The organism is Acinetobacter sp. WC-141 (genome assembly GCF_000313935.1).
GTDB lineage: Bacteria > Pseudomonadota > Gammaproteobacteria > Pseudomonadales > Moraxellaceae > Acinetobacter.
Genome location: NZ_AMSS01000034.1, coordinates 1 through 22477, shown reverse-complemented (window position 1 = coordinate 22477; position 22477 = coordinate 1). Strand labels below are relative to the sequence as shown.

21 protein-coding genes are annotated in these 22477 nt (G+C 40.0%); 15 read left to right on the top strand and 6 right to left on the bottom strand.

The annotated features are described in order from the left end of the window. Window positions 1-23: 23 nt before the first annotated feature. Genes ACINWC141_RS05340 through uca form a run of 3 tightly spaced genes read left to right on the top strand, consistent with a single transcriptional unit; the run spans window position 24 to window position 5041 of the window. Window positions 24-764 (top strand): urea amidolyase associated protein UAAP1, encoded by a 741-nt coding sequence (locus ACINWC141_RS05340; RefSeq protein WP_009389089.1) that lies wholly within the window; start codon window positions 24-26, stop codon window positions 762-764. Between the two features lie 15 nt (window positions 765-779). Continuing rightward, on the top strand, window positions 780-1433 hold the full coding sequence (locus ACINWC141_RS05335; protein WP_009388760.1) for an urea amidolyase associated protein UAAP2: 654 nt from the start codon (window positions 780-782) through the stop codon (window positions 1431-1433). A gap of 2 nt (window positions 1434-1435) precedes the next feature. Continuing rightward, on the top strand, window positions 1436-5041 hold the full coding sequence (gene uca, locus ACINWC141_RS05330) for an urea carboxylase (protein WP_009388813.1): 3606 nt from the start codon (window positions 1436-1438) through the stop codon (window positions 5039-5041). A gap of 41 nt (window positions 5042-5082) precedes the next feature. Here the strand turns inward: uca and ACINWC141_RS05325 are convergent, their stop codons facing one another. Then, the gene (locus tag ACINWC141_RS05325) at window positions 5083-5619 is read right to left on the bottom strand and encodes an NAD(P)H-dependent oxidoreductase (RefSeq protein ID WP_009388792.1); all 537 of its coding nucleotides are present in this window, start codon (window positions 5617-5619) and stop codon (window positions 5083-5085) included. 93 nt (window positions 5620-5712) lie between these two features. Here ACINWC141_RS05325 and ACINWC141_RS05320 point away from each other — a divergent pair, with 93 nt between their 5' ends. The 6 genes from ACINWC141_RS05320 (at window position 5713) to ACINWC141_RS05300 (ending at window position 10267) form a co-directional block, all read left to right on the top strand. Continuing rightward, the gene (locus ACINWC141_RS05320; protein ID WP_009389115.1) at window positions 5713-6072 is read left to right on the top strand and encodes a winged helix-turn-helix transcriptional regulator; all 360 of its coding nucleotides are present in this window, start codon (window positions 5713-5715) and stop codon (window positions 6070-6072) included. 76 nt (window positions 6073-6148) lie between these two features. After that, on the top strand, window positions 6149-6688 hold the full coding sequence (locus ACINWC141_RS05315) for a hypothetical protein (RefSeq protein WP_009388986.1): 540 nt from the start codon (window positions 6149-6151) through the stop codon (window positions 6686-6688). Window positions 6689-6859: 171 nt separating this feature from the next. Then, window positions 6860-6985 (top strand): hypothetical protein, encoded by a 126-nt coding sequence (locus ACINWC141_RS19370; protein ID WP_001000625.1) that lies wholly within the window; start codon window positions 6860-6862, stop codon window positions 6983-6985. 4 nt (window positions 6986-6989) lie between these two features. Beyond that, window positions 6990-7424, top strand: a complete 435-nt coding sequence (locus tag ACINWC141_RS05310) for a CopG family ribbon-helix-helix protein (protein ID WP_001118705.1) — start codon at window positions 6990-6992, stop codon at window positions 7422-7424. Window positions 7425-7436: 12 nt separating this feature from the next. Further along, window positions 7437-9248, top strand: a complete 1812-nt coding sequence (atzF, locus tag ACINWC141_RS05305) for an allophanate hydrolase (RefSeq protein ID WP_009388833.1) — start codon at window positions 7437-7439, stop codon at window positions 9246-9248. After that, window positions 9245-10267 carry an ABC transporter substrate-binding protein gene (locus tag ACINWC141_RS05300; protein WP_009389067.1) on the top strand — a complete coding sequence of 341 codons (1023 nt, stop codon included), beginning with the start codon at window positions 9245-9247 and terminating at the stop codon, window positions 10265-10267. The genes atzF and ACINWC141_RS05300 overlap by 4 nt, the downstream gene beginning before the upstream one ends. Window positions 10268-10318: 51 nt before the next feature. Here ACINWC141_RS05300 and ACINWC141_RS05295 read toward each other — a convergent pair whose 3' ends face one another. From ACINWC141_RS05295 to ACINWC141_RS05280, 4 genes are all read right to left on the bottom strand, one after another. Further along, on the bottom strand, window positions 10319-11200 hold the full coding sequence (locus ACINWC141_RS05295) for an ABC transporter ATP-binding protein (RefSeq protein ID WP_001000088.1): 882 nt from the start codon (window positions 11198-11200) through the stop codon (window positions 10319-10321). Continuing rightward, window positions 11200-12144, bottom strand: coding sequence for an ABC transporter permease (locus tag ACINWC141_RS05290; RefSeq protein ID WP_009389057.1), 945 nt, complete (start codon window positions 12142-12144; stop codon window positions 11200-11202). The genes ACINWC141_RS05295 and ACINWC141_RS05290 overlap by 1 nt, the downstream gene beginning before the upstream one ends. A gap of 94 nt (window positions 12145-12238) precedes the next feature. Then, window positions 12239-12640, bottom strand: coding sequence for a hypothetical protein (locus ACINWC141_RS05285; RefSeq protein ID WP_009388975.1), 402 nt, complete (start codon window positions 12638-12640; stop codon window positions 12239-12241). Further along, a complete protein-coding gene (locus ACINWC141_RS05280) occupies window positions 12633-13973 on the bottom strand; it encodes an MFS transporter (RefSeq protein ID WP_009388788.1) in 1341 nt (446 codons plus the stop codon). The genes ACINWC141_RS05285 and ACINWC141_RS05280 overlap by 8 nt, the downstream gene beginning before the upstream one ends. Before the next feature lie 98 nt (window positions 13974-14071). Between ACINWC141_RS05280 and ACINWC141_RS05275 the strand changes: the two genes are divergently transcribed. The 6 genes from ACINWC141_RS05275 to ACINWC141_RS20470 all read left to right on the top strand — a co-directional run bounded on the left by ACINWC141_RS05275 (window position 14072) and on the right by ACINWC141_RS20470 (window position 21430). After that, window positions 14072-14968, top strand: a complete 897-nt coding sequence (locus tag ACINWC141_RS05275; RefSeq protein ID WP_009389032.1) for a LysR family transcriptional regulator — start codon at window positions 14072-14074, stop codon at window positions 14966-14968. 103 nt (window positions 14969-15071) lie between these two features. Then, entirely contained in the window at window positions 15072-17939 is a 2868-nt protein-coding gene (locus ACINWC141_RS05270) for a type VI secretion system Vgr family protein (RefSeq protein ID WP_009388827.1), read from the top strand. A gap of 2 nt (window positions 17940-17941) precedes the next feature. After that, window positions 17942-19621, top strand: a complete 1680-nt coding sequence (locus ACINWC141_RS05265; RefSeq protein ID WP_009389059.1) for a polymorphic toxin type 15 domain-containing protein — start codon at window positions 17942-17944, stop codon at window positions 19619-19621. Next, on the top strand, window positions 19618-20304 hold the full coding sequence (locus ACINWC141_RS05260) for a GAD-like domain-containing protein (protein ID WP_009388771.1): 687 nt from the start codon (window positions 19618-19620) through the stop codon (window positions 20302-20304). Before ACINWC141_RS05265 ends, ACINWC141_RS05260 begins: the two co-directional genes overlap by 4 nt. An 84-nt stretch (window positions 20305-20388) precedes the next feature. Beyond that, window positions 20389-21093 carry a hypothetical protein gene (locus ACINWC141_RS05255; protein ID WP_009389023.1) on the top strand — a complete coding sequence of 235 codons (705 nt, stop codon included), beginning with the start codon at window positions 20389-20391 and terminating at the stop codon, window positions 21091-21093. Next, window positions 21041-21430 carry a hypothetical protein gene (locus ACINWC141_RS20470; protein WP_081400029.1) on the top strand — a complete coding sequence of 130 codons (390 nt, stop codon included), beginning with the start codon at window positions 21041-21043 and terminating at the stop codon, window positions 21428-21430. Before ACINWC141_RS05255 ends, ACINWC141_RS20470 begins: the two co-directional genes overlap by 53 nt. A gap of 38 nt (window positions 21431-21468) precedes the next feature. On the opposite strand, the gene ACINWC141_RS05250 is transcribed toward ACINWC141_RS20470, so the two are convergent. Further along, window positions 21469-22477, bottom strand: a protein-coding gene (locus ACINWC141_RS05250; RefSeq protein ID WP_155757872.1) for an IS3 family transposase whose coding sequence is annotated in 2 segments (ribosomal slippage) — window positions 21469-22292 and window positions 22292-22477 — 1010 coding nt annotated over the 2 segments. Because the reading frame shifts where the segments join, the coding sequence is not laid out codon by codon here. This gene is flagged as partial in the annotation.

Sequence of the window (22477 nt, the reverse complement as noted above, 5' to 3'; positions counted from 1 at the left end):
AAAACTATCCGACAGGAGTAGCTATGAACACTGCAAGTTATCATAACAATCAGGCGATTTGGACCGAACTTTTACCCGGAGGACATCACTGGTCGGGTCGTATTCAAAAAGGAACCATTCTTAGATTTACATCGCTTGGCGCTCAGGCAAATGTTTCTTTGTTTTGTGTAAATGCTGCCGATGTGCTTGAACGTTTTAACATGCCCGACAGTTTAAAAGGACAACATACCGCTTATTTAAAAGCTTCCAATGTGTTGTATTCAGACCTAGGCCGTGTGATGGCTTCCATTGTTCATGACGATCATGGCTGGAACGACGCACTTTGTGGCCCAAGCCGACCTGAGCAAATTGAAAAGCAATTCGGCAATCGCACATTTCAAGATGCCCGAAATGATATGTACCAAAATGGCTTAGACAGTTTACTCATTGAAATGTGTAAATACGGACTTGCCAGCCAAGACCTGAGTGCTGCCATTAATCTATTTTCTAAAGTTGTGCCAGATGAAAACGGTGCTTTGTCTTATGTCAGTTCTGACAACACCGATCAAAGCATTGAACTGCGCTTTGAAATGGACTGCTTAATATTTTTATCTGCTGCACCGCATGGTTTAGACACCAGCCTAAGCTATCAACCTGCCGATATTCAACTTAGTTTATATAAAGCAAATTCTCTAACAGACAGCGATATTTGTCGTGATGCATGTTCGCAAAATCAGCGCGCGTTTCAAAACACAGCCCGCTACTACGCGCTTAGCAATATTTAAATCAGGAGAAGCATCATGACAGTTTTACAATCATTTGAAAAAGCAGTTTTAAATGAAGTTTGTCCTGCGGGTGAAGCGTGGATGTGTGAGGTTAAAAAGGGCCAATATTTTCGAATTATTGATCTCGAGGGAAACCAAGCGGTCGATACTTTGTTTATGAGCGCCGAAAACCCAACTGAGCGTTATAGCGCAATGGATACTTTGGCCATCAACCAACAAATCTATTTAGAAAAGGGCACCAAGCTCTATAGTAACTTTGGCCATCCAATTGCCGTTATTCATGATGATAACTGTGGTCGCCATGACACCATTGGCGGTGCCTGTTCATGTGAAAGTAATACAGTTCGCTATGCACATGAAACCTACCCAATGCATAGTTGCCGTAACAATTTTATGTATGCCTTGGCAAAACACCCGATTGCAAAAAAGCATGGCTTAAATGTCCGTCACATCGGCCCAAACATTAACTTCTTCATGAATGTGCCTGTTACGCCCGATGGCCAACTTAAATTTGATGACGGAATTTCAGCGCCGGGGAAATATGTCGAAGTTCGGGCCGAAATGGATTTGATTGTTTTAATTTCCAATTGTCCGCAGCTCAATAACCCATGTAACGCCTATAACCCAACGAAAATTCAACTGGTTGTCCGTGAAGCGGAAGGGGTGTAAGCATGTTTAAAAAAGTTCTAATTGCCAACCGTGGTGCAATTGCTTGTCGCGTCATTCGCACCCTTAAAAAACTCGGGATCGCTTCGGTGGCTGTTTACTCCGAAGCCGACCGTGATTCGTTACACGTGACTTTGGCCGATGAAGCTTTCTTGATTGGTTCTGCGCCTGCGCATCAAAGTTATTTAAATATTGAAAAAATCCTTGAGGTTGCAAAACAGTCGGGATCAGAAGCTATTCACCCGGGTTATGGTTTTTTGTCTGAAAATGCTGAGTTCTGTGATTTGTGCGAAAGCCAAGGCATTGCGTTTATTGGGCCAACTTCAAGCCAAATGCTCGACTTTGGTTTAAAGCATACTGCGCGTGAACTCGCTATTAAAAGCAATGTACCTTTACTTCCGGGTAGTTCTCTACTTGCCGATGAGGCCGAGGCTTTAACCGAAGCAGCCCGTATTGGTTATCCGGTCATGCTGAAAAGTACCGCGGGTGGCGGTGGTATTGGCATGCGTTTGGTTTGGAACGAAGTCGAATTAAAAGATGCCTATCAAACCGTCTCTTATTTAGCGCAGGTCAATTTTAAAGATGCAGGGTTGTACTTAGAAAAATTTGTACAACACGCGCGTCACATCGAAGTACAAATTTTTGGTGATGGGCAAGGACAAGTTTTAGCCTTGGGTGAGCGTGATTGTTCGGTGCAACGCCGTAATCAAAAGGTGATTGAAGAAACACCCGCGCCACACTTAAATGAACAGCAACGCGACTATCTGCAAAAAGTTGCGATTCAACTCATGCAGTCGGTGAACTATCGCTCGGCAGGCACGGTTGAGTTTGTCATGGACACCGAAACCCAAGAATTTTATTTCTTAGAGGTCAACACGCGTTTGCAAGTCGAGCACGGCGTGACCGAGCAAGTATTTGGTGTAGATTTAGTTGAGTGGATGGTTACTTTGGCAAGTGGTGATTGGTCAGCACCTACTGAACAGTTAGAGCCAACAGGACATTCCATTCAAGTCCGTCTTTATGCCGAAGACCCGATTAAACAGTTCCAACCAAGTGCGGGCTTACTCACCCATGTTAAATTTGACCCGCAAGCACGAGTCGAAACATGGGTAGAAACAGGGTCAACGGTGTCGTCTTTTTATGACCCAATGATTGCCAAAATCATTGTAACTGCTGCAACACGAGACCAAGCTATACAGGCAATGAGTGCTAGTCTTGCCAACACACAAGTGGCAGGCATCGAAACCAATCTGGAATATTTACAAAACATTATTGCTTGTGACGTGTTTGCGCTGGGAACTCAAACCACCCGATTTTTAAATACGTTTGAATGGAAAACTCAAAAAATTGAGGTGTTGCAGTCTGGTATTCAAACCGCCATTCAAGATGTAACGGGTCGATTAGGTTATTGGGATGTTGGAGTGCCGCCATCAGGTGCAATCGATCCACTCAGTTTAACTGTAGCAAACCAGCTTTTAGCCAATGAACCAAATACGGCAGGGCTTGAATGCACCTTGCAAGGGCCGACCTTAAAGTTTCACTGCGACAGCCAAATTGTGCTTACTGGCGGTGATATGCTTTCTAAACTTGATGGCGAACTTGTACCGATGTGGCAAACCATCAATGTAAAAAAAGGCCAAGTTTTAAAATGTGGCATCATTCGTTCAGGTTGCCGTAGCTATATTGGTGTTAAAGGTGGTTTCGATGTTCCTAACTATTTAGGGTCACAGGCGACTTTTACTTTGGGTCAGTTTGGTGGGCACGCAGGCCGTAATTTATTAATTGGCGATATGCTGCCAATTACTGAATATTCCGCTCAATCGACCACGGCCTTAGCTCAAGCACAAATTCCTAGCTTTACCCAAAACTGGGAAATTGCAGTGATGTATGGTCCACATGGTGCGCCAGATTTTTTCACCAAACAAGATATTGATACGTTCTTTGCTAATGAGTTTGAAATTCACTATAACTCAAGTCGTACAGGCATTCGCTTAATTGGACCAAAACCTGAGTGGGCACGTGAAGATGGCGGTGAGGCGGGGTTACATCCCTCCAATATTCACGACAACGCTTATGCGATTGGGGCAATTGATTTTACGGGCGATATGCCAATTATTTTGGGTCCAGATGGTCCAAGCTTAGGTGGCTTTGTTTGCCCTGCGGTAGTGATTCATTCCGAGCTTTGGAAAATCGGGCAGCTTAAAGCAGGCGATAAAGTTAAATTTGTACCTGTGAGTTACGCGCAAGCAAAAGCACTCGATCAAAAATATCATCAAAGCTTAACCGCGACTGATACAACTAATATTGATTTTAACCCAGCCATTCAAGCAGAACCCGACACTTTACAAGATGCTGTTTTAGCCATTTTAGAAGGTGAAACTGATTTACCAAGCGTGACCTATCGACCAGCTGGAAATAGCTATTTGTTGGTTGAGTACGGTGAGTTGGTACTCGATCTGAATTTGCGCTTCCGTATTCATGCGCTTATGCAATGGGTTAAAGATCAAAACATTCAGGGCATTATCGACTTAACACCGGGCATCCGTTCACTACAAATTCATTTTGATTCAATTCAACTCGATCAACTGGAGCTTTTACAAAAACTTCAGCAAGCAGAAGCCGAGTTACCCGATATTCAAAATATGCAGGTGCCTTCACGAACTGTCTATTTACCTTTAGCTTGGGAAGATTCACAAACTCAACTTGCCACCGAGCGCTACACACAAATTGTTCGACCAGATGCGCCGTGGTGCCCAGATAACGTCGAGTTTATTCGTCGTATTAATGGTTTGGCTTCTAAGCAAGCAGTTAAAGATGTGGTCTATAGCGCAAACTATTTGGTGATGGGTTTAGGTGATGTCTATTTAGGAGCACCTGTTGCAACACCGCTCGACCCACGTCAACGTTTAGTGACCACAAAATATAATCCGGCACGAACTTGGACGCCTGAAAATGCCGTCGGTATTGGCGGTGCTTATATGTGTGTGTATGGCATGGAAGGGCCAGGTGGCTACCAGTTTGTTGGCCGTACCACTCAAATGTGGAGCCGTTACCGTAAAAATGCCGACTTCGAAGATGGCAAACCGTGGTTATTACGCTTTTTTGACCAAGTTAAGTTTTATGAAGTTTCTGAGACTGAACTTTTGCAAATGCGCGAAGACTTTAAAGCAGGTCGTCTACAGCTTCGCATTGAAGATGGGGTGCTCAACTTAAAAGAATACAACGAGTTTTTAAAAACACATCAAGACAGCATTCAAGCCTTTAAAGACATGCAACAAGCCAATTTCGAAGCTGAACGTCGCCGTTGGCATGAAGCGGGCTTGCAAGAATATATTTCTGAAAGTCTAGATGCTGTTGATGAAGGCGAAACCGTGGTTATTCCTGAGGGCGGCTGTGCAGTCGAATCGCACATGCCGGGGTCAATTTGGAAAATCGAATGTGCATCGGGAGATATAGTTGAAGAAGGTGCAACCCTTGCGGTGATTGAGGCAATGAAAATTGAAATTCCGATTATTGCACCCGAACGTATGAAAGTTGAAACCATTACCATTGAAAAAGGGCAAACCGTAAAAACAGGACAAGTGCTATTTACCTTGGCACCTGTGGCTTAAATTAAAAAAGAGAGCATCGATATTGATGCTCTCTTTAAATCTTATGCTTCGGTCAAATGCTTTAATACTTTATGACCATGTTCAACTGCTTCTAATTTAATTTTCGACTCTGGGTTACCTGATAAAGGCGATACGTCATAAAGCAAGTAAGTAGCGCTTAACTGCATTTGCGTATATTGAATTGAATATTGAACTGCTTTTAAAAAGCTATCGATTAAGTTTTCTTGGTCGTTCACCATGTTGGCTTCTGTTTGGCCGACCGTCATACTAATAATGACTTTTTTGTCTTTTAATTTATCGCCCTGAGAACCATAGGCAAACTGATAAGTAAAAACTTCATCAAACCATAATTTCAAAATTGCCGGCATATTAAACCAGAACATTGGATATTGCAGGATGATCGTGTCGTGGCGTAACAAGGCTTCTTGTTCAGCACTTACATCAATTTGGTAGTCTGGATAAAGTTGGAAAATATCTCGGACTTCAAGGTCTGGATAGGTTTTTACGAGTTCATTCACAATCGTTTTATTTGCAATCGATTGAGCGTAGTAGGGATGAGCTAAAATCAGTAAAGCCATGAGAGTGCCTTTAAACTATAAAAATAATAGTCACTATAATTTTTATAGTATTGGCGTACAATAACTATCAAAGTTGATAGGTAGCGTTAAAAAATGGCAAATACTGAAAATACATGTGAAGTCACAGTAAATGGAAAAACTTATCCATGTCATATCAGTATGGCTATGGACTTGGTGGGTGGAAAATGGAAATGCGTGATTTTGTATTATTTAAAAGATAAGCCGAAACGCTTTAATGAAATCAAGCAACTCATTCCTACAATTACTGAAATGACATTAAGTCTTCAACTCAAGCAGTTAGAGCAAACCGGCTTAATCTCTAGAACGGTTTATGGTGAAAAAGCACCAATCAAAGTTGTCTATGAAATGACAGATTTTGGAAAAACGTTTAGGCCAGTTTTAGATTCTTTATATGTATGGGCGCATAGTTTGATTAGTTTATCTGAAGATTAAAAATTAAATTATTAAATAGATTAGACTGTATTAATTATATTCAATATTATACTTCAAGAATAAAAAGGAAATTATTATGAAGAGAATTTTATTACTATCATTTCTATTTTTTTATTTACTTATGCCGGCTTACGCTCAGGAAGTAAAATATAAAAATATTGTAGTTAATCTAAAAGATCAGTGGGATATTAGCAAAGGTCAAAATGAAGAGCTAATCGCAATAAAAAAATCGAGCAAACAGGCAGTTATCATTTCAATATATTATCCCAAAGGTATAGAAGAGGGTATGCAATATCTAGTTGCTTCGCTACAAATTCCGAAACAAGGATTAGTAAAAATGAAAGGGGTAACATTGGTTAATGAGGATATTAATATTCCATTGAGTAGTGGTATGAATTATCAAGCTAATGTATTTACAACTGACTTTGATAAACGTTTTCTTATCAGTGCTTCATCAGGTACTAATGCCGGAGTTATCTTAGTAACATATGAAGGTGAAGGTAATGATACAAATAAAGCGATTAATGATTTTAAAAGTTTAATAAATAATATAAAGATAGAGGCTCCTAAAGATAGATTCCTTTTTAATCAGAATGATTTATTGAAACATAACTAAGGATTAAAAGAGATAGCCCCATCCCTGTGCATGGGGCTTTTTTTTGCCCAAAAATCACTCATAAATACCCATAAAGCCCAGCAAAACGACGCTTAAAAACTGGCACATTTTCTGCATCTCTTGTCAGTAATACAAAAACTGAATTTGGTAATACCAAACTAGAGGTGCGATATGAACGATGTAAAACCTGTGGTTCAACCAAAGCCAACTTTAAAAGCCTTTTTAGTCGAATTGCTCAGCGTACGTGCAGGCGTATATATCAAGCAAAACAATCAGCCGCCTAAAACAAAAGGATAAGACTGTGGCAAAACAAAAGTTGGCTCGAATCAGTATTACCGTACCTGAAACGACACTTAACGCACTCGATCAAAAAATTGTCGAGCAGAACTATGAAAGTCGCTCGCAAGCCATTGTCGACATGATTAATAAACACTTAATTGCAGAGCAGGCGCAGGCCAATGAAGTCATGGTGGGCACCTTGACGCTGCTTTATGACGCTAGCCAAATGACCTTGCGTAATCAATTGGTCGATTTACAGCAACAGTTTTTAGCACAGGTGATTAGTTCACTTCATATTCAGCTTGACCAACAAAAGATATTGCAAGTCATGTTAATGCAAGGGGCTAGTTCTGAACTCAGACAAATTAGCCAGCAATTTATTGTGCTTAAAGGTGTGATTAAAGGGCATTTAGAACTGATGGATGCCGTCATGCCACCTATACAGCAAAATGACTAAATGAGGAGTAGCGTGTTGAAAAAATTATGGACTATCCAAGACTGGAAAACAGCATATCAAAATGGGCAAATCCATCTTGAAGATTTGATTGGCTATGTGGCAGAAATTAAAAATGATGACCATGCATGGATTGAAATTGCATCGAACGAGCAGATTCAATCGCAAATTGATGTTTTAAAGGACCAGAATATTGCTGACTTACCACTATACGGTGTGCCATTTGCAGTTAAAGACAACATTGATGTCGCTGGCTTTCACACTACTGCTGCCTGTAAAGAGGTCGAATATTTAGCGACTCAAGATGCTGCAGTAGTAGCCAAGCTAAAAAAAGCAGGGGCAATTGTGGTTGGTAAAACTAACCTTGATCAGTTTGCAACGGGACTGGTTGGCGTTCGCTCCCCATATGGTGCAGTAAAAAATAGTTTTAACCCTGAATATATCAGCGGTGGGTCAAGCTCGGGTTCGTCAGTAGTGGTTGCTAACGGCATTGTGCCTTTTAGTTTAGGGACCGACACGGCGGGATCAGGGCGTGTACCTGCAGGCCATAACAATATTGTGGGCCTTAAACCGACAAAGGGCTGGTTTTCTACTACAGGTTTAATTCCTGCATGTCGAACCATTGATGTCATTTCTATTTTTGCACTGCATGTTGATGATGCGTGGACCGTTGCCAGCTTAATGCAGGGCTACGATCAAACAGATGAATATTCACGAGCACATCCAGCCAATGTACCGACTCAATTTTCTAAACGAAAAATAGCTATTCCAGCTCAGCTTGAGTTTTATGGTGATATTGAATCTGAAAAAGCCTTTTTAGTTGCAATTGAGCGTGTAAAAAAACTGGGTTATGACGTTGAGAGTATTGATTTTAGTGCGTTTAATGAGCTTGCTGTTGCACTGTATAACGATGCTTGGGTAGCGGAAAGAACAGTCGCCATTGAACGTATGACAACACGTGAAAAGGCTCATCCAGTCATTGCTCAAATTATTGCGCAGGCAGATAAATTCAAGGCAACAGATGCACTTCAAGCTGAATATAACCGTGCCGTTTTGGCTCGAAAAATTAATGTGGCATTACAACCTTTTGATGCATTGATGGTTCCGACAGCGCCCACCATTTACACCATTGCCGAAGTTGAAGCCGACCCATTGACTAAAAATGCGTACATGGGGGCCTATACTAACTTTGTAAATTTTGCTGATCTTTCGGCTTTAGCTTTACCGAATATACTCCGTGAGGATGGTCTACCAAGTGGAGTAACCTTTATTGCACCAGCTTGGCACGATCAGGCACTCGCTAATTTTGCGCAGCTCTGGCAAGCCGAAACATCGCTGAGTTTAGGTAAATCAACTCAACATTATCAAAAAAGTATAAACATCCAATCGAATCGTTCAGTGCAGCTTGCTGTAGTGGGAGCGCACTTAACAGGCATGCCACTTAATTTTCAGCTCACTAGCCGCAATGCAACTTTGCTTAAGAAAACCCAGACAGTAGACACTTATAAGCTCTTTGCCTTAAAAAATACCACACCACCAAAACCTGGCCTGCAATGCGACGCAGCAGGGACATCAATTGAAGTCGAAGTATGGGATGTTCCTTTAGCAAATTTTGGAGCCATTGTGGCTGAAGTACCTGCACCACTTGGTATTGGTAACCTCAAATTAAAAGATGGAACATGGGTCAAAGGCTTTATTTGCGAAGCTTATGCCATTCAAGATGCAACCGATATTAGCCATTTTGGAGGCTGGCGAGCTTATATACAGTCACTCAATCAAACCGCTCAAAGTGTTGTTAGTAAAAATGTTGGGGAAGTTTCTATATGATTAAAAAAGCGTTTTTATCCGTATCTATTTTATCGGCAGTTGTATTGGGTGGGTGTGACAATACCGCTAAAGTGCCTGAGGCCAAACAAGACGCTCAGGCAGCCACAAATACAAAACCAATTACCATTGGGTATAGTGATTGGCCGGGCTGGGTGGCTTGGCAAGTGGCTATTGAAAAAGGCTGGTTAAAAGAAGCAGGCTTAAATGTAGAGTTTAAATGGTTTGATTATTCGGCTTCGCTTTCAGCCTTTTCGGCAAATCAGCTCGATGCTGTGTTGGTCACCAATGGTGATAACTTGGTAACAGCTTCGGGTGGTACGCAAGGCATGATGATCATGGCAACAGATTATTCTGCGGGTAATGATGTCATCATTGCAAAAGAGGGCATTAATACCATTCAAGACCTAAAAGGAAAATCAATTGGTGTCGAAAAAGGCTTGGTTGACCATCTTTTATTGGCAACAGCTTTAACTGACCATAACATTAAAGCGAATGAGGTGAAGTTGGTAAATTCGGCAACGAACCAATTACCTCAAGTATTTAATAGCCCCGATATTTCTGCGATTGCTGTTTGGCAACCCGTTGCAGGTCAGGCATTAAAAGCAGTAGCAGGCTCTAAAATTATCTATACCTCTAAAGACAAGCCGGGTTTAATTTATGACACCTTAACAGTCAACATGACCCACTTAACTGCTCATCAAGAGGAATGGAAAAAAATCATTCAGGTGTGGGACAAAACAGTTAAATATATTAATGACCCTACAACCCATGCCGATGCGGTTAAAATTATGGCAAACCGTTCAGGGGTTGATCCAAAGCAATATGAGTTGATGGTCAGCGGTACGCATCTATTAGATATCAATGCCAATAAAAAAGTATTTGCTAAATCTCAAGGTTTTGACTCAATTTATGGCTCTAGCTATCACGTCAATAAATTTAACGTTGAAAACGGTATTTATAAAACCGAACAAAATGTAGATGGGCTGATTTATCCAACACTCATAGAACAGCTCAAATAAGCCCAATCAATTAAAAAGCCCAAGTTCAACTTGGGCTTTTTAATGTGTTTCTTATTTTTCTGTACTGACCTGAGTCATACGCGGTATTTTTGGTAAATCTTGTAAAGCAGGGTCAAGCTCATCCTCTTCAGCGTGAACTAAATAATCTACTCGTGAACGAAGCTGTTTAAACTCAGGTGTGCTCATTAAGTCGAGTGAGCGTGGACGCGGCAAATTAACTTCAATAATTTCCTTAATTTCACCTGGGTTGGCTTTGAGTGCCACAATTCGGTCTGCCAGTAAAATGGCTTCATCCATGTCATGGGTCACAAAAATAATGGTGATATCAATGTTTTGCCATAAATCCATCAAGTGCTTTTGCATTTTTTGACGGGTGTGTGGATCGAGTGCACCAAAAGGTTCGTCCATGAGCAAAATTTTTGGTTGATTAACCAGTGCTCTAGCAATCGCAACGCGCTGTTTCATTCCGCCAGAAAGTTGGTGTGGATACTGATTTTCATATTTTTCTAAACCAATAATATTGATCCATTCACGTGCTTGCGCCTCTGCTGTCATTTGACTAGCGCCGCGCATTTGTGGACCAAACATCACGTTTTCTTTTACAGTTTTCCACGGGAAAAGAGTATAGCCCTGAAACACCATGCCGCGTTCAGGACATGGGCCAGTAATGCATTCGCCGTCTACTAAAACTTCACCACTATGGTATGGGTCTAAACCTGCGATGACACGGCTTAGCGTCGATTTACCGCAGCCAGAAGGGCCAATCACACAAATAAATTCTCTTTTATGAATTTTTAAATCGAGCTTATTTAAAACAGTGCGTTCGCTTTGACCATGCTTGAACACTTGGCTCAGTTGTTTAGCTTCTAAAATAACAGGACGTTCATAAATTTTTTGAAAGTATTCATGCGCGTTAAATGTTGAATCGTTCATTATTTTGCTCCTACTTTCCAAGTGAACATCCGCTCACCTAACTTCATTAATAGCCAGTCACAGACCAGACCAATCACCCCAATAATCAAAATAGCCGCATAGACATTGTCAAAGTTTTGATAGCGTGCCTGTTGGGTAATAAACCATGTAATACCTGAAGTCGTACCAATCAACTCGGAAACAATTAAGTAGGTCCATGCCCAGCCCAATAGCACACGTAAGTCACGGTAAATATCAGGTAAGGCAGCAGGAATCACCACATGAAATAAACTTTTGAGTTTATTGGTGCCAAGCGTATAGCCAGCTTCAATTAAGCTTCGATCTACCATTCGGGTGGTATTGGCAATAATTAGAATTTGCTGAAAGAGAGTACCAATCACAATAATGGCAATTTTAGGTGCGTCATTAATCCCTAAAATTGCTACTGCAAGTGCGCCAAAGGCGGGAGCTGGTAAGTAACGGAAAAACTCAACAAAAGGTTCCGTCAATAAGGATATACGCTTAGAAAAACCACACAAAATACCCAGTGGAATCCCAATCAAGGAAGAGATAAAAAAGGCTGAAAAAACCAGTTTGATACTGTGCCATAAACTTTGGTGAAACCACGGTGAATCAGGTTGTTCTGGTGGTGTGGTAAAGGCGGTGACCAAAGCCTTAGCGACTTCATGGGGAGCGGGTAAATAAATCGGATTGACCAAAATACCTTGTGGTGGTGCAGAATTTCGATTGACTGCATTTTGTGCTTCGAGATAGAACACATTTTTATCAATGCGACTTCCTACTTGTAAGTAAGAAACACTTCCCGAACTCGTGATTTGTACTTGAGGATGCCAAACAAAAGGTAAGTAACTGATTGCGCACCAAAGACATATTGGAATAACGAAAGAACAAATACTGAGAATCAGCTTGTTCTTTCGCGTAAATTCCTTTGCAACATAACCCATATCGAGAGCTCCCCATTTTGATCAGTATTACGATTTTCATAAAACGTAATATTGTTAAGCAAAATAGGTGCCATCTTTAAGTGCTCTAGATGAGTTAAGAAGATGAGGGAACTAAAGTTTCATGTAAATAAACCCAATAACATTTTTCACCTTCTACTTTAATGCAGGCTGTAGAGGTACGTACTGTCTCCGTTTCATCAGTTTGCTGATGTTCCTGATATTGCACCCAACAATAATTTTCAAATTCGTATAAAGCTGTACTCTTAAGAATGTCGATTTTTAAAGAAGGTTTTTTTCCGATATTTTGGCTAAATAAACTATTCACTTCTGCGAAACCAATACTGTGACCTTGAACCGTTACCATCTTAAAATTCTGATCAAAACTATCTAAAAGGGGGCTCAGACTTTGCTCTGCATTTTTTCCTGTAAATACATTTTCGATCAAAACATGTAGGTCAATGACACTTTGAATGGCTTGATCCATTTGTTTAGACATGGGTTTTCTCCTTTAAAACGGGAATGAGTGAAAGTAAGCAGAGCAAAGCTGCAATTAAAAAAGTATGTTGATAGCGAAGCAGATCGCTTGAGCCAGACATCAAGTTATATATCGAAATGAGAACGACAGTACCGACACTAAATGAAACTTGTCGATTAATATTCCAGAGCACACTTCCTTGTAATAAATCTTGGCCTGAAAAATTAATCAATGAGCTAATTTGGGCAATATTGGCACTTAGACCGCCACCCATACCCATCAATAAATAAGAAATCACTAAAAAGCTCAAAGGGCTTGTGTTTGAAATACAAAACAAAAGAAATATGCCAAGGCTATGTAGGGTTATTCCAATAATAAGAAGATACTTTTTTCCTAACCGTTGATAGAGCAGGCCGCCACTAATCATGGCTGTGAGTGCCCCGGTTGCATAGAGCAACATGAATAAACCAGTTTGTTTTGCATTAAAGCCAAAGTTAAGCTGTAAATTAAAAATATTGAGTAAATTAACGCCTGTAAAAATACCCGGAACGGCGTAATAGACAATAAATGCATTACGTAAATTTTTATTTTTTAATAACTCAAGATTAAGAACAGGGTGGGGAATTTTTTTCGCATGTCGAATATAAAAAATAAGCATTCCGACCGAAATTAGAAAACTAATTAGAGCGAATGAGGCGTTATGGTAATCACTATAAAATGAAAAGGAGAGTAATAAAGATAACAGACTTATATTAAAAATAACCAAGCCTTTTATGTCTGGTTTTTCACTCGATACATTCTCTGTTTTTTTAATCCATAACCATGCCAGAGCTGCTGCCAGTAAAGAAAAAGGAAGGTTTGATAAAAATACCCCTCTCCAATTTAATGAATCAATAATTATGCCACCAATGGCAGGTGAAAAAGCTGGTGCAATCAATGCAATTGCCATAATCATGGTAGAAATGCGTTGACGTTCTTGGTTCGGGAATAAGGCATATACGAGAGCTTGTCCGACTGGAATTAATAAGCCTCCAGCTACGCCTTGAATAAATCGCCAAAAAATTAAGCTATAAATCGATTCGCTAAAGCCAATAAAGCAAATGCTTATCGAAAATAACAGCATCGAATAACACAATAATTTTTGGTTCCCAAGTTTGGTGGCTAACCATAAACTCATGGGCATAATTAGAATGAGGCCGAGAATATAAGCATTTGTTACCCAAGCGACCATGCTTTGGCTGACTGAAAATGACGATGCAATATGAGGCAATGCAATTGCAGACATAAAAATGTTGATGCAATCAATAAAGAACCCAAGTAAAAACACTGTTGCTATTTTATATCGATAAGACATACCTACCTCCGTGCAGGCAGGGTAAGATCCAGCTCTTTTATTGTCGATGCAAGCGAAGTAAAATCATTGTTTGATAATTTTAAACAATTGGCTTAATTGTGCAAAAAAACCTCAGGCAAATTACTAGTTTTTTACAAGTCGTTGATTCTGGCTCTTTTACCAAGGCTGCTGAAATTTTAGGCTTAAGCCGATCAATGGTGAGTATTGATATAAAACAATTAGAAAAGCAGCTCAATACAAGCCTATTAATTCGCAACACCCGTAATATTTCATTAACTGAAATTGGTCAGCATTTTTATGAAGATTTTAAACAAATTCAACTTCAGATTGATGAGGCATTTGAACGAAGCCAACACTTAGGTACAAGCATTACAGGCACTTTACGGTTTTCGTCTACCAATGAATTTGGCCAACGTTTCATTCTGCCTTTACTTCCTGAGTTTTGTCGGCTTTACCCACATTTACGTTTACAGTATTCGTTTAATTCATCGCTTGATGATTTAGTGACTGAAAAATTAGATCTGGTTATTCGGCTAGGGAATTTAAAAAACTCATCTCTAAAAACTCGAAAAATCGGAGAATATCCAATTTATCTTGTCGCAACGCCACAATTTATACAAAACCACCCTATAGAAAATATATCTGATTTAGCGGATGTTCCTTGGATTGGCCACACCTTATTAAATTGGCAAGATTCACAATATATTTTGCAAAACAGTTTAGGGGAGCAATATTCATTACCTTTTATTCGAAGTCAGTATGAATCAAACTCGGTCACTGCAATTCATCAAATGGCTCTTTCATCTTTAGGTGTGGCGATTTGTCCTGCATGGTTAGTTGACGAAGATATTCAACAAAATCGCCTAATTCGGTTATTTCCTGACTTTTCATTACCGCTACAAAGTATTCAATTACTTTATCCTCATAGCTCTAATTTACCAGCCAAAATGAGAGCATTTATAGATTATTTAATAGCCAATCTTTCTTTCAGTTAAACTAAAAAATATGTAAGTCTTGGAAGATAAGCTATTTTATATAAATAGACAATTCTGTCTGTTTTTTATAAAATATCGATGATTATGACTCAGTTTTATAATAATGATGTCCCATAAAATATTTCAAATTTTAGATAGTTTAGGGTTGGTCGCACAGAACCGCGTTCTTCATGTGCAATTTTTCAACGCATCATTAAACAATCAAGTCTTCTTGCAACGCATTGAGGGCGAGCATACCCTCAACCAAGGTAGCGTTGCTGAGTTACTGTGTCTGTCGACGAACGCGCATATTGCATTAAAACAATTTATTGGCTGTCAGGTTGCCGTCGATCAGGTGACGGATACAGGCCAGTTTTTTAGAACCACAGGCATTATTACCGAAGCGAGCCAAGGACAAAGCGACGGCTCACTCACCATTTATAACCTCACCTTAAAAGATCCAACTGCACTCTGGCATAAACGCCGTAATAGCCGCGTGTTTATGAACAAAAGCGTGCGAGATATTAGCGAAATTCTATTTAAAGAATGGCAGGGCAAAAGCCCGTTATTTGCTTCAAGCTTAACGCTCGATACGGCAGGCTTAACCAAAGATTACGATGTGCGCCCATTTGTGATGCAGTCAAACGAAAGCGATTATGACTTTTTAACCCGTTTATGGCGTAGTGAAGGCATTAATTGGTTAATCGATGAATCTCAGCTTTTGATCGCTGACCCGAATGTTTCTATTGAGCCACAAGTCTTACGTTTAATTGATGATAACCAAAACTATCAAGCTCTTGAACGCCGTAGCCTCCGTTATCAACGCAGCAGTGCGACAGAACAGTTCGACACCATTACCCACGTCAAGGCAGAGCGCCGCTTACAGCCGACTTCGGTTCATGTGCAACGCTGGCAAGCCGATGCCTTGCAACAAGAAGAAGGCAGTGGCAGCGTACAAGGCACTCAAAAGCACAGTGAACATTATGACAATGCAAGCTTAAACCTTGAAGATGCATGGCACGTTAGTCCTGCGTGGATGCAAGACTTAAAAGGCGAAGACCAAGCCACAGCCTCAGGCAATAGCCAGATTGAACAGCTTAACCAGCACATTAATGCTTATCATCACCTGAGTTCTAAACAGTTTACCGTTTCAGGTAACGTTCGTGATGCGCAGGTGGGTTACTGGTTTGAACTCAATGACCATCCTGAACTCGACCAACATGACAGTGCGGACAAAGAATTTTTAATCTTAAGCAAGCACTACTATAACCAGAATAATTTACCAAAAGAATTACAACAGCAACTTGAGCGCTTGTTGCCAAAGGATAAGCTCAAGGCAGCCCAGCTCGACACACAAAACCCAGAGCAGCGCCACTTTGCTGAACTCAATGTCGTTCGACGCAACATTAAAGCTGTGCCTGAATATAGCCCGCTAGAACATCGACCAGCCGCTCACCCGCAGCGTGCTAGAGTAGTTGGGTTAGAGGGCGAAAGCATTCATGTCGATCAGTGGGGACGCATTAAAGTCCGTTTCTTGTTTACCCGAACTGACGACCATACTCATGACGGTGGAGCGGGAAGTAACGACAATGATACCGACTCGGCTTGGGTGGATGTACTCACCCCGTGGGCAGGCGCGGGTTATGGCGCACGGTTCTTACCACGTGTCGGTGAGATCGTGGTCATCGACTTCTTTGACGGCAATGTTGACCGCCCATTTGTAGTGGGACGTATTCATGAAGCTGAACGCCACCCAACCCAGTTCGACCAGAAAGGGCAGTTACCTGATACTAAAAAACTCAGTGGCATCCGCTCAGAAGAAGTTGATGGTAAAGGTTTTAACCAGCTACGTTTTGATGACACCACAGGGCAAATCAGTGCCCAGCTACAAAGTAGCCATGCGGCCAGCCAACTCAACTTGGGTAACTTAAGCCATCCAAAAGACAAGGCGGAAAGTGATGGACGAGGTGAAGGTTTCGAACTCAGAACTGACCAGTGGGGCGCGGTTCGAGCAGGCAGTGGCTTACTCGTTAGTACCCATAAACAGGACCAAGCTCAAGGCGTACACCTTGATGCAAATGAGGCCAAACAACAAATAGAAGGCGGTCTGAACAATGCCAAGGCACTCAGCGAAGTTGCTAAAAATCAGCAAACTGATCCATTGGAAGTGCTCGAGAACTTAAAAACGTTCATAGAGCAAATTGAAGAAAAAGATCAAGACAAAGCTGCTGCTTTTAAGCAAGCCTTGATGATATTAACCGCACCCAACAGTATTGCTCTAGCCAGTAATGAAGACATACACCTCAGCGCCGATGCTCAGTTAAGTCAAACTGCTGGTGATAGCATTAACCTGACTACGCAAAAGAATTTAATCGCCCATGCCCAAAATAAAATTAGTCTTTTTGCAGCGCAACAAGGGGCAAGGCTCTATGCAGGCAAAGGTAAAGTTGAGATACAAGCACAAGATGACGGAGCAGATTTAATTGCCCGTAAAGCTGTTCAGGTGATTTCAACAGAAGACAAAATTGAAATTAGTGCTTCTAAAGAAATTGTGATCACAGCGGGCGGATCTCAAATTAAGATTAATGGCTCGGGAATTTTCCCTGTCACTGGCGGTAAGTTTGAGGTAAAAGCTGGGCAGCATTTATTTATGGGGGGGAGTTCGTCAACACAGAACTTACCAATTTTACCTGCTTTCTCGATACCTAAGAAACAGCTTGAATTTAGAAAGGTATATGCGGATGGCACGCCTAGTCCAAATATTCCTTATACAATTCATTTGCCTGATGGAACTACACAAAAGGGTAAAACTGATTCGAATGGTATGGCGTTTTATAATGACCAGAAAAATGGACGTGCTGTCATTGAATATGGGGAAGATCGAAACCTATTAGGTTCAGCGTTAGAAATGAGGTTCGAACAAGAAATAGATAACTTATTTAAAACTGAAATTTTTGTACTCCCACTTGCAGATGATCAAGCAGAAGATTAATTATGGATATGTTACAGACATTTAGTGGTTATCAAAGACAGCTCCAGAAAAGTTTTAATCAATCTGTCAGTAGTTTGCAATCCAATTTGAATCAGACAGCAACATGGATAGAGAAAGAGCTTAATGAGCTTATTGCAGAATATAGTAAGTCTTTAGACGGTGCTCAAAGTTGGGTTAAAAGTTTTATTTATGGGGAATTCAATACGGATGAGCGTCCTGTTTCTGTGATTGTCACAGAAATGCTTGCAGGTTTTGTTCCCGGGACGGTTCTTGTATTTAGTGCTCGTGATGCGGTTGCAGTTATTATGAGAATGCTAAATGAGCCCAAGAAACAAGATGATGTACAGGAATGGATGTTATTAGCTGTTTACTTGCTTCCATTTGTTTTAGTTGGTGTAACTGCTACGACTGGTGCTGCAACCGGTGGAGCAGGTGGGGCTGTTTTTGGTGGTGTTGGTGCAGCTCCCGGAGCCGGTGTAGGCGGACTTATTGGTGGGGCTGTTGGTAGTGAAATCGGAAATGTAGTTAAATGTGTTGGATTATTCCTTATTAAAAGAACACCTCATTTAGCGACAATAGTCTCTAAACTAAACGGTTTTATGAAAGGAAATATTATTCCAACTCTGAAAAGGATAAAGTATTCAGATTATGCTAGCTCTGTTACTAACATTATCACGTCAATACTTAATCAATTATTAGGTTTGGTAAAACGTGTTAAGTCATTGGTAAGCTATGGAGCTAAAATTAATTGGATGGGTTTAGGATGGGCTAAATCTATTTATGTAAGAATGGAGAGATTTGAGGCTGCTTTAGTTTCAATGATCCAAAAATCAGCCATAAAAATTAAACAAGGCTTTAAAGAATTTGATGAGCATTTGCAAAACTTATTAAAGCAATCAGTTAAATATGAGCCTGCTTATGCTACTGTGGGTACAAAAGTGAAGCCTGTTCCTGTGCCTGCTCAAACAGTTAGACCATCTTTCCCTCAAACTGCTCAGGCAAATGCTGCACATAGTGCAGGCACAGCTTCGAGTGCTGGGAGAAAAATCCCTGAAAATGTCCATCAGCCAAAAGTAAAAGAACCTGTCACTAAAAAAATGAAGGAAACAAAGGTAAACTGTTTCAACCCTGTAAATACAGATAGTGCAAGAAAAAATGCAGCTAAAATGATTAAAGAGGATTATCCCAAAGGCAGTAAGAATTTAACAGTTGATGAATACTTAAAAAAAGAGACCGACTGGCAATTGGCGAATCAACAAAAAGGCCTCAATGAAATGAGCGTGGAGGATTATCTTGAGGGGCGCAAAGCCTTTGATGATAAAGGAAGAGGTGGTGGTGGACCAGCAGCTGAAGCACGAGATAAATATGAAGAAACATTAATTAGAAAATATCAAAAAGAATATGAAAAACAAGGTATAGGGCCGAGAGAGGCGAAGAAACTAGCCTCTGGTAAATCCAGTCGTATTATGAATGAAATGGCAGCATTGCATAATCCAGACCAAATTGTAGGTGGGAAGAACAAAGTAGCATCAGATGCTATAGGTTTAAAAAATACTAATTCTTCAATTGGTAGCCAATGGAAAACGAGGGTTGAGGTATTAGATGATGCTGCGGAAAAAGTTCCTGTAAGTGAAAGAAGTAAAACAGGTATGAATGCAAAATTGGAAAGGTGTAAAAAATGAGTGAATTTATGATGGATGAAAATTTTGAAATTTTCTATCAGGATGAAGGTTTTGGTCCATCCATTTTTTCAGAAAAAGTTTCTGAGGAAACTATAAAAAAATATCAAGGGAAATTACCCAATCAATTACTTGAATACTGGAAAGCCTATGGTTTTTCAGGATGGGGCAATGGATTATTCTGGCTCGTAAATCCAGAGGATTATCAAGATGTTTTAGATGCTTGGTTAGAGCATGTTGAACTCCCTCCTCACGAAGAATATTTTGTGATTGCTCGAACAGCTTTTGGTGATTTAAGTGTTTGGGGGACTATACATGGGCAATGCTTTACTATTTCGCCACTTATGAATCAAATATTTCCAAGTATGGAAGTTATGGAAAAAGATGAGGGGGATTTATTAATAAGAATTTTTATGTCTTCTAAAGAAAAAAGATTTATAGATATAAAAGACTATAAAAACAAACCTTTATTTGATCGAGCAGTAAAAAAATATGGAGAATTAAATAAAAATGAAATGCTTGGTTTTGAACCCGCTTTAATTTTAGGGGGTGAAGCTAAACTGGAAAATGTTCGCAAGTTACCGATTATTTCACATTTGCAATTTTTAGCTTCTCTTGATACACCACGAATGATGCTCGATATTGGAAAGTTTGTGGACGAACAAGGCCTAGGTATGGATGATTAAAGCCCGTAAGGGCTTTTTTTATTCTATTTTGTATTTTCTAAAGATATGAATGCAAAACTAGAAAATAAGTGAAGTTATTAGAATATGAAAAAAGCATCTATTACTTTTAATTCAGGATGTGCTATTAGTAATAACAACTATTATCTTTCTGCTAGTATTGATGAATTAGATTCATGGGATGCTTTTAGCAGAGTATTTATTTATCGTCATCAATCAGATACAAATTGGTCTAGTCATGATTTAGATGGCTGGAAAGTTATTTCAGTGGCTTACGCGAATTTATTAAATAATAGATCTCTAATCTCGCTTGATAAAGAGGGAAATGTAGAGATTTTTCAGCAGGCTGGTGAAAAGTACCAACAAATATGTCCTGTTACTAATGAGCAGTTTATATATGGACAATTTAATCGTTTATGTGTAATTCAAGATAGGATTTATGCTTGTGGAGATGGTGCAAAAATCTATATTTATGAAGATGAAAACTGGAAAAGTATCGCCAATAACTTAGAAGAGAAACCTCTAGAAATTCCTAAAAATGATGATTTTTTTCTAAATAATGATAAAGATTTATCTTTCAAAAAAAATCTTTATGATATAAATGGTTTTGATAAAAATAATGTTTATGTATGTGGAACACAAAATGATGAAGGCTTTATTGCATTTTTTAATGGCTTAAAATGGCTCGAAGTTAAACGTATAACGCCATCTGCACTGTATGCAATAGTTCCTTGTCCTGATGGAAAAAAACATTCTGGTCCTGGGTCAATATGGAACACTTTTAAGAGGTAATATTGATAATGGATTTAAGAATTTAAAAGATATAAGTATTAATTCTACATTTTATAACGCTGCTTTTTATAATAATAAAATTTATATAGCTTCTGAACAAGGGCTTTATCTGTATGAGGAGGGGAAATATTCCATAGTCTCAGAGTTAGAAGCAGTTCAAGGAGTAATATCAGTTGAAGTTAAAGAAAATATTCTTTGGGTGCTAACATATAAAAAACTTATACGCTATGACGGAAATGTTTGGGAGATAATTAGCCATCCTGATAACGATGAGTTAGATAGACAGTTATTAAAGTGTGAGGCTGGAGATGTTTGTCCATACTCTGGAGATTGGTAGGTAATCCTCCCATAAATAACCGAAGTTAAAAGTAGAGGTTAAGCAGCCATTAGAGGTGGCTTTCCTTTGTTAGCTTGATGTGGTCTTTCATGGTTGTAATGCCACAACCAGTTTGTTGCATAATCTTGTACTTCATCCAAAGTATCAAATAAATGCTTGCTCAGCCAACTATAACGTATGGTCCGATTATAGCGTTCAATATACGCATTCTGCTGTGGCTTACCCGGTTGAATATATTCAATACGAATACCGTGCTCAGTAGCCCAGCGCACAAATTCGTGACTGATAAATTCGGGACCATTATCGCATCGGATCACTAACGGTTTTTCTCTCCACTCCAGCAATTGATTCAACGTACGAATAACCCTGATTGTGGGCAATGAGAACCCTGCTTCAATGGCTAGGCCTTCGCGGCGGTAATCATCAATCACATTCAATAATCGAAACTTGCGACCATCGGAAAGCTGATCATGCATAAAATCTAATGACCAAACCTGATTTTCTCGGATTGGTTCTTTCAATGGTTCAGGCGCATGCCGTTTTAGTCTTCTTCTCGGTTTAATACGCAGATTCAGTGCCAACTCACAGTAAATGCGGTAAACCCGCTTGTGATTCCAGCAGCAACTCTCAACATGCCGTAAATACGAGAAGCACAAACCAAAGCCCCAATCGGAATTTTCCTCAGTGAGTTCAATGAGCTGTTCAGCAATGAGTGCATTGTCATCGCTGAGTTTGGCTTGATAGCGGTAGCAGGTTTCACTAATGCCAAATGCTTTACAAGCCAAACGAATACTAATGGCATGCTGGGCAACTGCCTGTTGTGCCATCTTACGCCGGCAAGATGGCTTTACCACTTTTTTGCCATCGCTTCCTGGATGATTTCGGCCTTTAATCGCTCTTCCGCATACATCTTTTTAAGTCTGGTATTTTCGGCTTCTAGCTCTTTCAGTCGAGCCATTAATGATGTATCCATACCACCATATTTGGCACGCCATTTATAAAAGGTAGCATTACTCATGCCGTGTTCACGGCAAAGGGTCGCTACAG

Coding starts and splice junctions, on each gene's coding strand:
- uca (WP_009388813.1), top strand. CDS start 1,436: ATGTTTAAAAAAGTTCTAATTGCCAACCGTGGTGCAATTGCTTGTCGC.
- ACINWC141_RS05320 (WP_009389115.1), top strand. CDS start 5,713: ATGGCAAATACTGAAAATACATGTGAAGTCACAGTAAATGGAAAAACT.
- ACINWC141_RS05270 (WP_009388827.1), top strand. CDS start 15,072: ATGATGTCCCATAAAATATTTCAAATTTTAGATAGTTTAGGGTTGGTC.
- ACINWC141_RS05280 (WP_009388788.1), bottom strand. CDS start 13,973: ATGTCTTATCGATATAAAATAGCAACAGTGTTTTTACTTGGGTTCTTT.
- ACINWC141_RS05300 (WP_009389067.1), top strand. CDS start 9,245: ATGATTAAAAAAGCGTTTTTATCCGTATCTATTTTATCGGCAGTTGTA.
- ACINWC141_RS19370 (WP_001000625.1), top strand. CDS start 6,860: ATGAACGATGTAAAACCTGTGGTTCAACCAAAGCCAACTTTAAAAGCC.
- ACINWC141_RS20470 (WP_081400029.1), top strand. CDS start 21,041: ATGGAAAAAAACATTCTGGTCCTGGGTCAATATGGAACACTTTTAAGA.
- ACINWC141_RS05255 (WP_009389023.1), top strand. CDS start 20,389: ATGAAAAAAGCATCTATTACTTTTAATTCAGGATGTGCTATTAGTAAT.
- ACINWC141_RS05340 (WP_009389089.1), top strand. CDS start 24: ATGAACACTGCAAGTTATCATAACAATCAGGCGATTTGGACCGAACTT.
- ACINWC141_RS05295 (WP_001000088.1), bottom strand. CDS start 11,200: ATGAACGATTCAACATTTAACGCGCATGAATACTTTCAAAAAATTTAT.
- ACINWC141_RS05290 (WP_009389057.1), bottom strand. CDS start 12,144: ATGGGTTATGTTGCAAAGGAATTTACGCGAAAGAACAAGCTGATTCTC.
- ACINWC141_RS05260 (WP_009388771.1), top strand. CDS start 19,618: ATGAGTGAATTTATGATGGATGAAAATTTTGAAATTTTCTATCAGGAT.
- ACINWC141_RS05285 (WP_009388975.1), bottom strand. CDS start 12,640: ATGTCTAAACAAATGGATCAAGCCATTCAAAGTGTCATTGACCTACAT.
- ACINWC141_RS05265 (WP_009389059.1), top strand. CDS start 17,942: ATGGATATGTTACAGACATTTAGTGGTTATCAAAGACAGCTCCAGAAA.
- ACINWC141_RS05335 (WP_009388760.1), top strand. CDS start 780: ATGACAGTTTTACAATCATTTGAAAAAGCAGTTTTAAATGAAGTTTGT.
- ACINWC141_RS05315 (WP_009388986.1), top strand. CDS start 6,149: ATGAAGAGAATTTTATTACTATCATTTCTATTTTTTTATTTACTTATG.
- ACINWC141_RS05325 (WP_009388792.1), bottom strand. CDS start 5,619: ATGGCTTTACTGATTTTAGCTCATCCCTACTACGCTCAATCGATTGCA.